We start from the raw sequence: 11920 nt of genomic DNA on the forward strand, positions 1-11920 counted from the left end.
CTCGCCCCGCGAAATCCGTCGGTGCCTCAAGCGCTACATCGCCCGCCAGCTCTACCGACAAATGACGGCACTATCCGCTCACCCGACCGGGTAAGCACAGATGCTGATCTTGTTGGCTTGACACCAGACATAGAAGCGTCATTGGGGTCTTCGCTGCACTAGCCGTGTTCGGCTACCGCAAGGCCAAGCCGCACGTCGAGAGCTGGTTGGCTGATCGCGGAGTACGTGTCGGCGACCTGGCGGACCAGGCAAGCTTGTCGCCGACGGAGCTGTTCATTAACGGTGCCGCCATCCTGCTCGGCATCGCGCTTCTGGTAGCCCTCCTTCGGACCTGGCGGCGAGTGCGGCGCCGCAAGCAGGACGGCGACAAAAAGAAGGCCAGGGTGTGGCGCTGACGGCCCCGCGGCGCCGCTCTTAGGCGTCTTGTTCATCTGGAGCACTCGTCCCAGATGATGTCGGTGCACGGTGTCGGCATCATTGGTTTCCTTCCGTCGGGCTGATGCGTTCACTTGCACCTTCGGCCGAGTAGCACCCCGCCAACAGGGGTTAAGGCAGATCTGTGGACAGAGCTCGAGGGCGCCAGCTAGGGGCCACGGCTCGTAGTTCTGTCCACAGATCGCGGCGAGGGGGTTGCCGTGCCAACACGGCCCAGGCAGGCTATGGCGTCATGACGGGGACACTCCGCGTTACCGCTGCTGCCGTGCTGGCCACTGCCGTGGTCGCCGGCCTTTCGGCGTGTGCGGACGACCCGAAGCCGAAGACGCTCCCGAGCCTAACCCCTAGCGCGTCATCGCCCAGCCCATCGACGACGAGCACGAAGGGCATGGCAGACAAGGAACAAATTGAGGCGGTCTATAAAGACTACAGCGCCCACTGGACCGAGGCACAGGATCTGCCTAAGAGTAGGCAGCGGCGGTTTCTAGCGAAGTGGCTCAGTGACCCGCAACTGTCGGCGTCTATGTCCGGCCTACGAGGACTCAAAGAGGATAATCTCCGGCTCGAGGGCAAGTCGGTCCCGAATGTGTTCCGAGTGGAGATCGACGGAAAGCGGGCCACTGTCAACGATTGTTCGGATGATCGGATGGCCCTTATGCGTAACACCCGCACGGGCAAGGTGACAAAGCGGTTCGGATACAACTGGTACGTCGCAGACTTCAAAAGAACCCGTAAGGGCTGGCGCATGCAAGGGAACGAGCTAAGGAAGCAGTCATGCGTTGGCCGAATCAGCTAGGAAGGCGGGGAGTGGTCGTATTTCGACCTTTTCTGGGTCTGCTCGTCAGCCTGGTGGGTCTGCTCGCAGGTGTCATGGTTGGTGAGGTATTGGTGAGCCAGGGATTGGCTTCTGCTGCGGCGGCGGAGCCGAAGGAGGGCACTGCCGGTAAGTGGTGCGGTACCCGGCTGTGTGTCGGAGCTGGGAAGTCGCGGTCTGGGAGGTCGTCGGAGCCAGGTGTGCCGCCTTCGGGTGGGGCGGGGCCTTCGACGGGGGTTGGTGGTGGCAGGTCGGGTGGGCCGCCGCAGCCGTGTGATTCGACTGGGCGGGCGGTGTTGATGCGTGGTGATAACACCGGGAGCTGGAGCAAGGATCCGGTTGAGCGGCCGGAGTGCTCGACGCCGTCGCCGGGGGGTGGGGGTTATGGGGAGCCGGTGGTGACGGTGGCGGAGTTGGTGGAGCGGGCGCGTGCGCGGTTGCCTATTCCTGGGCCTGTGGTGGTGACGGCGCCGCCGCGGGGGAAGCGGATGCTCGTGCGGATGCCGACGTGGTTTTGGTTGGACGAGTCGCAGCATCGGGCGCGGTCGGTTACGGCGCGGGCCGACGATGTGTGGGCCAAGGCGACGGCGTCGGCGTTTCGGTTGCGGGTGGATCCTGGTGATGGGTCGGCGCCGGTGACGTGTGCGGCGCCGGGGGTTGCGTACGCGAAGGACGCCGACGAGCAGGACGCGTGCCGGCACGCGTATAAGCGGAAGGGCACGTACACGGTGCGGGTCACTGTGTCGTGGGGTGCGGACTGGGCCGGGTCGGATGGTGACGGTGGGACGTTGCCGACGATGACTCGGTCGACCACGTTCCAGGTCCGGGTGGTTGAGGCGCGTAGCGAGCTCGTCGACAACCCATGAACGGACGCTGGTTCGGCCGCCGGGTGCTGGCCGGTGCTGCCGTGCTCGCGTTGGCCGGGCCCGCGGCCGCGTGCGCACAGGAGGAGGACGAGCCGGTGGAGCTGCCGTCGTTGACCGGCAGCGAGACCGTGAACCGTACGCCCAGCGCGACGTCCGCGCCGTCGGAGACCGCGTCCGGGGACTACTCCGACCAGGCCATGGGCGCCGAGGACGCGGTCCGCGAGGTGTACAAGGCGCTGATCGACGTGTCGCACCGGGCGCAACGCAAGCCGCCAGCTGAGCAGCGCGAGTACCTCGGCGGCTGGACGACCGGCGCCGAGCTGCGCGCTCGCCTGCAGGCGCTGCGCACCAACCACCGCGAGCACGAGCGGCTCGTCGGGCATGAGGAGTCAAACGTCATGCGCGTCGACATCTACGCCGACGGCAAGACGGCCAGCGTCGACGACTGCCTGGACCTGAGCAAGTCGTACTCGGTCGATGCCCGGACCGGACGGGAGATCGCCGGCTCCCGCGGCACGGAGGACTTCTGGGGGATCGCCTTCCTACGGAAGACGGACGCCGGCTGGCGGGTGTACGACACCTTCTACCAGCCGGAGAAATGCACGGTCGGGTCCACGCCCGCGCGGCCGGCTTCACCACCCCGTACCCCCACCTCCAGCTCGACGGCGACGCCGACCGACTGAGGCTGTTGAGCCCGAAGTTATCCACAAGTGTGCCGGTGTACCATCGGCTGTCCCACTGTCACGCCGGTGGTTGCCGAACGCCGCCAAAGTAGCCGTCGGCGATCCGAATCCGTCGTCACTGCACGCCCGGGGCAGACGGCAAGCAGCAGGTTGTGGAAATCTTGTTACCGTCGGGAGCAGACCACCAGATCGTCGGGGGCGGCATGACGCAGAACGCGGATGGCTCGGAGTCATACACTCAGCCGCCGCATGCCCCGGTTCAGGCCGACGCTGACCACTCCGACGCAGGTCAGCGCGATGAGCCGCCGTCGCAGAGCGAGCCCGCGGATACCCCGGACGCCGGTTCGGCCGGCTGGGCACCGCAGCATCCGTCGTTCGACGAGGCGCAGGACCCCTGGGGTCAGGGGCAGGTCGGGTACCAGCCGGGGCAGCCCTGGCAGCCACCGAGCCAGGACGGTGTTCCCAATCACGTCCCACACCCGCAGCCACCAGCCGATCCGTACCGGAGCGACGCATACCCGACGGCGCCGTACTATCAGGACTATCCACAGCCCGGATCGATGACTTATCCACAGGGTCATGAACAGCCCCAGGAACCGCAGCCGCAGGGCCCGCAGCCACCGCAGCCGGCGCCCACGCCGCGGCCCGACGTGGTGAACCCGTTCCTGGAGCAGAGCCACAGCATCCCGCAGAAGGGCATGCGGCGGGCGGTCTACCGGGCGACGTTCGGCACCGTCAACCTCGGCCCCTCGGACGACGAACTTGCGGCGCGGCTACGTCGGGAGCGGGTCACCCGGCCGCTGCACGGCGCGTGGCGGGTCGTCGTGATGAGCATCAAGGGCGGCGTCGGCAAGACCACCACGGCGGCGATGACCGGCCGGACGCTCGCGGAGTGGCGCGGCGACCGCGTCGTCGCCCTCGACACCAACCCGGACATGGGCACGTTGGGCGACCGCCTGGTGGGCGCCACGGACGTCACCGTACGTGGGCTGCTCGCGCACGACGCCAGGTCGCCGATCCAGCAGGTCGCCGAGGTGAACAGGTACACCAACCTGGCCGGACGGCTGCACGTGCTGGCCAACGAGCAGGACCCCGCGGTCAGCGAGGACTTCAGCGGCATCGAGTACCAGCACACGCTCAGCATCCTCGAGCGCTTCTACAACGTGATCATCGCCGACTGCGGTACCGGCGTGCTGCGTCCGTGGGTACGCGACATGCTGGCGCTGGCGAACACGCTGGTCGTCGTGGCCGAACCGAAGGGCGACGCGGCCACCCGGGCGGCCGGCACCCTCGACTGGATCGCCCAGCACGGCTTCCACGACCTGGTCTCGCGGTCGGTGGCAGTCATCAACTACCGCAGCCCCACGCCGAAGAGCCTCGACGTCGACGCGCTCACCACGTTCTTCGCCGAACGGTGCCGCGCCGTCTGCAAGATCCGCTACGACGAACACCTGGATCTGGGGGTCCAGATCCAGTACGACCCGATCCCCGATGCGCCGACCGAGGCGTACGTCGCCGACGCCACGAAGGAGGACTACCTGGAGCTGGCCGCGACCATCGCGGACGAGTTCCGATGACCAGATGAGCTGGCAGCGGATCGCTGGTAATCTCCACCGGCGCTCACGCTCATGATCAAGCTGACCGAAGACGCGGGACCAACAGCACAGTAAGCGCCTGGAGGCAACACCCAATATGGGTCAGACGGTTGCGGACCGGCTCGCCGCGGCTCTCGAGGCCGTGGAGCTTCGTCGGTTGGAACTCGGTGCTGCGGCTGAGACCGCGGCGACTACGGCGGATCGACAGCAGAACGCGGAGGCGACCGGGGTCGCCGACCAGCTACGTACCGCGCGAGCGCGTGCCCGGGGGCAGTTGTCCGCTGCCCTGGACGGCACCCGCAACGCGATCGGTGAGCTGTTCCGCAGCGGGTCGCCGTACGGCTGGAGTGCCTGGGACTCGCCGGTGTGGAGCGCGGAGTACCGCGAACCGATCTCCCCGCCGCACCTGGTCGCGGTGACGAGCTTGCACATGGCCAGCCCGGAGGGCGCCGAGGTGGTGCCGCTCGCGCTGCCGGCCGTCGGCACCAGCTTGGTCATCACGCACGACGCGGGCGCCGCCGCCGCTGCGCACGCGCTCGCGCAGTCGTTCGTCGTACGGGCCGTCGCGGCGTCCCAGCCGGGCGCGATGCGCGTGCACCTGATCGACGCGGCCGGCTTCGGGCAGAACCTCGGCATGCTCAGCCGGCTGCCGGAACCGTTGGCCAGCGGCGGCGTACGCGCGGTCGCCGACGAGATCTCGGCCGACCTGCGCGGGGTGCTCGACCACATCCAGGAGCTCAGCACGAAAGTACTGCTCGGCGGCTCGGACACGCTCGTGGACCGCTGGCGCCGCGGCACGGCGAACGGCGTGCCGTGCTCGATCGTCTTCGCCGGCGGGCTGCCGATCGGGTTGAAGAACGAGAGCTTCGAGCAACTCTGCGCCGTCGCGCGGGCGGGTCAGCGCTGCGGTGTTGCGGTCGTGGCGGTGCTCGACACCAGCCGTCCGCTCAGTCACGGCATCAAGCTCAGCGATCTCACCGAGCACTCGCATCATCTGCACGTCGGTGGCGACGGGTTCGCCACCTGGGAGACCACGCCGACCGAGCTGCAGAAGTACGTGAAGGCCAGTTGCCCGGACGCACCCGGTCACGCACAACACAGGTTCTTCGCCGACGTGCTCGCGCCGGCGGCACGCCAGGGCGCCAACCGTCCGGTACGGCTGCGGTACTTCCTGCAGCAGGAGAAGCCGTGGCTGACCAACACCAAGGAGAAGCTGTCCGCGGTCATCGGCCGGCGCGGCGACGGGTCGCCGCAGGAGGTGGAGCTCGGGGACGCCGAAGGCGTACCGATCCACGGGCTGATAGTCGGGCCGACCGGCTCGGGCAAGACCACGTTGCTGCACTCCCTCGTCCACTCGCTGGCGCACAGGCACAGCCCGGAAGAGCTGGAGCTGCACCTGCTCGACATGAAGGCCGGGGTGGAGTTCGCGGAGTACGCGCCGCGCCCGGACCGGCCGACGCTTCCGCACATCCGTACCGTCGGCATCGAAGCGGACCAGCACTTCGCCCTGGGTGTGCTGCGCTATCTCGTCCAGCTCGACGAGCAACGGCGCGAGCTGTTCAAGCAGACCGCCGACCGCTACCGCGAGCCGGTGCCCAACCTCGCCAGCTACCGCCGGGTGACCGGCGACACGCTCCCCCGGGTACTCCTCATCGCGGACGAGTTCCAGCTGATGATGGAGGGCGAGACGGAGGCGCAGGCCTGGGAGGCGCTCGAGACGCTCGCCAAGCAGGCGCGTAGCCAGGGCATCCACCTGCTGCTCGCGACCCAGAGCCTCGCGTCGCTCGGCACGCTGCGCGGCAGCCAGGTGACGTCCGTCTTCAACCAGCTGCACCTGCGCGTCGCCCTACGGTGCCCGCCGGACGAGCTGACCAGGGTGCTCGGCCGGATGGTGCAGGGACGGCTGGACAACAACCGCCGCGGTTCCGGCGTGCTGAACCCGGCCCGCGGTGACCGTGACCACGACGAGGTGTTCCAGACAGCGATCCTGGAGGCGGACGAGCGCGCCAACCTCCGCCACCACCTGGCCGAGCGCGCCAAGCGGCCGGGACAGATCAGGGTCAGCCGGGGCACCGGCGGGGTCGAGCTCGCCGACGTCGCCGACGCGATCCGGCAGTCGACCGAGCCGACGCTGTACGTCGGCGCACCGGTCGGCGTCACCCCGTCGGTCGTCGGGGTGCCGTTGTCCGCCGGCGCCGGACGTGGCCTGTTGCTGTCGGCACGCGACGAGCGCCTCGCGATCGCGCAGATCTGCTCCTCGTTGTTGGCGTTCGCGCTGCAGGAGGATGTCGGCGAGGTCGGGTTGACCATCGTCGACCTGCTGCCGGAGAACCTGCCCGCGCGCGGGCCGCTGGACGACGTCATCGCGTACTACGACGGCGCGATCCGGCACGTCGGCCAGAGCCGGATGAACGAGCTGTCCACGTTGGTGGACACGTCGCTGGACACGAACGTGGTCGCGGTGGTCGGCCTGCACCATGCCGGCGTGACCGCGCCGATCAGGCCGGATCCTGAGCACCCGGGGTCCGCGCTCGACTGGCTGTTCACGGTCGCTCCGACGAAGGGTGTGCATCCACTGATCTGGGTGGACGAGCCCGAACGGCTCAAGTCGCTGGGCAAGGAGTCGTCGCGGCTGCAGCTGCGGTGCGTCTCCGGCGTCGACCAGTTCACCGCCGGCAGCTACCTCGGCACGAAGCCGCCGTTCGTCGCGCCCGCCGGACGCCTGTGGTTCAGGGACATGCGCGACGAGGGCGCCCCGGTGCTCGTCGACCCGTTCGCGCGTCCCTCGCCGGAGATCGTCGTCCCCTCTCGGCCGGTACGGGAAGTTGGTGCGTCGTGAGCAACGAGGTCGGTGACACGTACCTACGGGCGCTGCTCGACTTCAACGTGGCCGCGCGGCAGGCCTGGAAGGCCCTGCACGACGCCGAGACCATCGAACGCACTGCGGGCGAGGGGCGCCGCGAGCAGACCGAGCAACGCCGCCGGCAGATCGACGACTCGCTGCGCCGGGCCAGCGAGGCACGTGACCTCGTGCTCGAGGTGCAGGACCGTACCGGTGCAGGCGAGGTGCCGCGGCAGATCGCGTCCGCCGGGCTGAGCTTCCCGAACTGGGAGACGGCCAGCGACAACCTGAACGCCAGCACGTCCAGACTCGAGCAGGCCGAGACCGAGCTCCGTGAGGTGGAGAAGGAGGTCGACGTCTGGCACGAGGAGCGCGGCAAACGCGCGAAGGTGCTGGTGTGGTTCGCGGCCGGCGCGATGGCGATGGTCGTGCTGCTGGCGTTCATCCTGGACTTCGCGGCCCGCTTCCCGTTCTTCTCCAGTCCGACGTTGCTCCTGCTGCTGCTGGGGGTAATCCTGGTCGCTGCCGCCGGTGGCACGGCGGCGGTGTTGTTGAAGCACCCGGACGTGACCGAGGGCCCGCCGCTTCGTACGGTGGTGAACTTCGCCGGCCTCGCCAGGCTGTGTGGACGGGTCGCGGCACCGGCAGCCGGCATATTCGTCGTCATCCGCGTCCTGTTGGGCATCGTGCTCACCATCGCCGGCTGGCTCGGTTGATCGATGGCTGAGCGGCTGCATCTGCGCGGCACCGTGCTCCCGAGCGGAGAGCTGCGTGACCTGTACGTCGTCGACGGCCGGTGGAGCCTGACGCCGGTCGCGGACGCGGTCACCGTCGCCGACGGCGGGTATCTCGTCCCCGGACTGGTCGACGCGCACTGCCACGTAGGGCTCGGACCGGACGGCCCGGTGGAGTCGCTGGCGGAGGCGCGAGCGCAGGCCGAGCTGAACCGCGACCGCGGGGCGCTGTTGCTGCGCGACGTAGGCGTGCCGGTGCGGTTCGCCGAGCTCGAAGACGACCCGGACCTGCCGCGCATCCTGCGCGCGGGACAGCACATCGCGCCGCCCAAGCGGTACATCCGCGGGTACGCGGTGGAGGTGGAGCCGGAGCAGCTTGCGGACGCCGTCGCTGCGCAGGCGAGCGTCGGGGACGGCTGGGTGAAGCTGGTCGGCGACTGGATCGACAGGGACACCGGCGACCTCGCACTGAACTGGCCGCGGGCGGCTCTGGTGGAGGCCATCGCCAAGGCGCACGCGATGGGAGCGCGCGTCGCGGTGCACACGTTCGGCGAGGAGGCCATTCCCGACCTGCTCGCCGCCGGCATCGACTCCATCGAACACGGCACCGGCGTCAGCGAGGACGTCCTCGACGACATGGTCGCCAGCGGCGCGGTGCTCGTACCGACGACGTTGGTCGTGGACACCTTCGGCGACATCGCGGACCGCGCCACCCGGTTCCCGACGTACGCCGCCCGGATGCGGCGGCTGCAGGCGTCGAGCCGTGAGCGGCTGCGCGCGGCGTACGACGCGGGCGTGCCGATCTACGTCGGCACCGACGCCGGCGGCCTGCCGCACGGGCGCGTGGTGGAGGAGATCGAACGTCTCGCGGACATCTGCATGAGCAACGAGGAGGCGCTGGCCGCAGCCTCCTGGGCGGCGCGGGACTGGCTCGGCCTACCGGGCATCGAGGAGGGCGCACCGGCGGACGCGGTCGTCTACGACGCCGACCCCCGCCAGGGCCTGGGTGTGCTGCACGCCCCGCGACGCATGCTGATCGCGGGCCGCGTGATCGGGAGCTAGCTGCCCGGGCGGTCAGGCGCCGCCGACGAGCTCACTACGCGACTCGACGACCGCGCCCCGGAACGTACTGGTGCGGGCCGATGGTGGGCAGTGCACCGCCTTCCCCCGTCGTCATCGTCGTGACCCGTCCAGGTGGCACGCCACGTGGCGGTGACCGTGGCGGTGTACGTGCCGGACCTCGAGTACGCGTGCGTGCAGGCGTCGTGCGAGTCGGCATCCGGCGAGCATCCGCTTCCCCTGCGGCGGAGCCGTCCTCACCAACGGCGCCGGCGGCCCGAACTCCGCGCAAGCCCGCTCAGCCAACGTGAGCGCATCCACAGCTCCGCCATCGTCCGGCGCCCGACGCTGCCCCGATCGCCACTCGGTGAGGATGCCCGTTCACGGCGTTGGTCTTCGACTGGCGTAGGCCACTATGGAGACGGTACTGAGCTGGTTGTTGCATAGGTGGTGTTCGCCGGGAGTATGACGACGGCGCTCGCTGCCAACACGATAAACCCGAACAACGGATTACTCTGGCCCTTGCTTGTCGATGCTGCGGATTGTCCTCGAGAGGGCAGCTTCCGGAGCAAGGCTCAAGGATGCTGGCAGTGGTGGGTGGGGGCAACCGTCATCTGATGGGTTGTGGATAACCCCAGGGCTGGTCGGATTATCCACGGGCCGCCCTGCGGCGCGGCCAGATTTCTGCTTGCCTTTACGGCCACGGATGTCCCGCTGGCGTGGAGGTGATTCGGCATGACGGGGCTCGAGATGCGCCCGAGCGGCGTGGCCTCGGCGCAGCGACCGTGGTGGAGGCAGCGGACGCGGCGCAGACGGTGCGGCGCCGGTTGGGTAATGCCGGTGACGGCGGGATGCCAGCTCCTGCGGCCGCAGCGTTTACGGCATTGATCACGCGGGGGTCCAACCGGCTGGCGGCTAGCGCGCAGGGCATGGAGGACGCGGCGGCCGGGGTGCGAAGGACCTCCGCCTTGGTGTCGGATTCGGATGTCGCGCAGGCCAATGAGCTCCAGCTCCAGCCATGACCACGACGGTCGAACCAACGTTGAGAGACGCGGAGGCGGACCTGCCGCCGCCGATCCCGGAGCTGGCCGCGCCATCGGGTGACCCGGTGCGGTTGACGGAGCTCGCCGGTCTGGCTGGCGATGCGGCGGTTGGGCTAGGGCAGGCACGCGCTCGTCTCGTCCACGCGGCCAAGGCCGTACGCAATGCCTGGTTGGCCGGTCCTGGTCGGGCAAACGCCACGGAGACTGTGGCCGTGCACGCCCGCGAGGCCGGTGTGCAGGCCGCCGCCTGCGCGCTCGCGGCTGTCGGGTTGCGCCGTTACGCCCGGACCATGACCAGCTTATGCTCCAGACACGCCCGGCTACGTGACGACGTCGTGACCTGGCACCGCGACCTCGCGACAGTTACCAGCCACTGCGCTGCCCACGATTTGGTCCCGGCGCATCTTCGTCAGCAGGTCCGGCGCTGCACAGTCGCCGCTCCCGGTTGCTCGCACACCACCAGCAACTCCACGCCGCCGCAATAGCAGCCGCGGAGCAGGCTGCTGCGGTCTTCACGCGCGCCGCCGAGCTCACCACCGACGACTTGGACCGTCTCGACGTGCTCGCGGGTCGTGGCCACACTGCCGGTCAAGCTCTAGCCCTAGCGTTCCCCGACCAAACCGCCGGCAGGGACACCACAACTGGTGCGCCGCACATCGACCGCGGCAGCCGTCCAGTTCCGGAGCAGGCCCACCACGCTGCCAATCCGTATCGGCCCGGTAACGGCACCGTCATCCCCTTGGTTCCTGATCCGTTTCCTCGTGGCTGGGGAGTTCCAGGCACTCCCCCGTACCTGAGGCCGCCGCCCGCCCGCCACGCAAGACCTCCGTCACCTGGGCGTCCATGGCCCAGATCTGGCCGGACGAACGAGGAGTTGAAGAGGGCCGCGGAAAAGCTGGACAACAAAGGGCCCGGCGGGAAGATCGTCCGGGACGAGCAGGGGAAGCCCGTGCTCGACGGAGGCGCGAGGCGAGAGTACGAGGTTTCCTCGATCGAGAGGCGACGAAGTCGGCAAGAACGAGATTGCGCGTCGCCAGGTGAGTGAGATCCTGGACGACCCACGCACTGTGGAGATGGCCAGGGAAACAGGCAGATGTAAGGGCGGGACCGTCTACGTAGCGCCTGACGGTCGTGCCATTGTTTACGACAAGAACGGCAACTTCGGATTCTTTGCCGAGTTGCCCTACCGGGGCTGAGGGCACCGCTGCTGGGTGCGACACATCGACGAAGGCGGAGGATATGGCGATCGAGCAGCCTCCTGGGGCGGCGCTGGAGTCGGTTACCTACTACACGGTCGAGGGGCAGGCTCGCGCTGAGAACGTGGCGTTCGCGGGCTTCCACTCGGTGGACTTCGGCTTCGAGTTGCGGTTCGCTGGCGGGCGTACGTACTCGGCGGTCTGGAACCTCCGGTTGCCGACGGCGTGGGTCTCGTTCTCCGAGCATCCGATGGGGCGGGTTGTGAGTACGGACGGGTGCGACGCCGTCGAGGTGGGTCGGTGGCCGGACTGGCGACCGCTGGTGGGGCAGACGTGTTGGGTAACTGCTGTCGCTGGGCCGAAGCCGGATGCCTCGGGTTGGACCGATGTGGGGTTTCATCTCGACTTCGCGGGTGGTGAGCGGGTCACGGTCGCGTTGGGCACGCTCGCTGACGACGGGGGTCTCGAGTACCAACCGGATGACCTCGTCGTGATCTTCGACCGGGCACTCGCCGACGAGTACATCACAGATCTACAGCGGGGTTGAGGATGGCTGAGACGGATGATCTGGTTGCGGCGACCGACCGGCTGGTCGGCGACATCCGGGCGTTGACGGGCTGCATACTCGACGATGGGGCGGACCGGACCGCACG

The 11920-nt window shown here is 68.8% G+C and carries 8 protein-coding genes; all 8 read left to right on the top strand.

What is annotated here, in order from left to right; genetic code table 11:
• Positions 1 to 164: 164 nt before the first annotated feature.
• The 8 genes from GEV07_02990 to GEV07_03025 all read left to right on the top strand — a co-directional run bounded on the left by GEV07_02990 (position 165) and on the right by GEV07_03025 (position 11814).
• Entirely contained in the window at positions 165 to 395 is a 231-nt protein-coding gene (locus tag GEV07_02990; GenBank protein ID MQA01725.1) for a hypothetical protein, read from the top strand.
• A gap of 1354 nt (positions 396 to 1749) precedes the next feature.
• Positions 1750 to 2115: a hypothetical protein gene (locus GEV07_02995; GenBank protein ID MQA01726.1), complete on the top strand. Its 366-nt coding sequence runs from the start codon at positions 1750 to 1752 to the stop codon at positions 2113 to 2115.
• Entirely contained in the window at positions 2112 to 2798 is a 687-nt protein-coding gene (locus tag GEV07_03000; protein MQA01727.1) for a hypothetical protein, read from the top strand. Before GEV07_02995 ends, GEV07_03000 begins: the two co-directional genes overlap by 4 nt.
• Before the next feature lie 203 nt (positions 2799 to 3001).
• A complete protein-coding gene (locus GEV07_03005) occupies positions 3002 to 4375 on the top strand; it encodes an AAA family ATPase (GenBank protein MQA01728.1) in 1374 nt (457 codons plus the stop codon).
• A 115-nt stretch (positions 4376 to 4490) separates the two neighbouring features.
• On the top strand, positions 4491 to 7232 hold the full coding sequence (locus GEV07_03010; protein MQA01729.1) for an AAA family ATPase: 2742 nt from the start codon (positions 4491 to 4493) through the stop codon (positions 7230 to 7232).
• Positions 7229 to 7951 carry a hypothetical protein gene (locus GEV07_03015; protein ID MQA01730.1) on the top strand — a complete coding sequence of 241 codons (723 nt, stop codon included), beginning with the start codon at positions 7229 to 7231 and terminating at the stop codon, positions 7949 to 7951. The genes GEV07_03010 and GEV07_03015 overlap by 4 nt, the downstream gene beginning before the upstream one ends.
• A 3-nt stretch (positions 7952 to 7954) precedes the next feature.
• On the top strand, positions 7955 to 9031 hold the full coding sequence (locus GEV07_03020) for an amidohydrolase family protein (protein MQA01731.1): 1077 nt from the start codon (positions 7955 to 7957) through the stop codon (positions 9029 to 9031).
• A 2279-nt stretch (positions 9032 to 11310) separates the two neighbouring features.
• Positions 11311 to 11814, top strand: coding sequence for a hypothetical protein (locus GEV07_03025; protein MQA01732.1), 504 nt, complete (start codon positions 11311 to 11313; stop codon positions 11812 to 11814).
• Positions 11815 to 11920 lie beyond the last annotated feature (106 nt).

This window comes from Streptosporangiales bacterium (assembly GCA_009379825.1).
Taxonomy (GTDB): Bacteria; Actinomycetota; Actinomycetes; order Streptosporangiales; family WHST01; genus WHST01.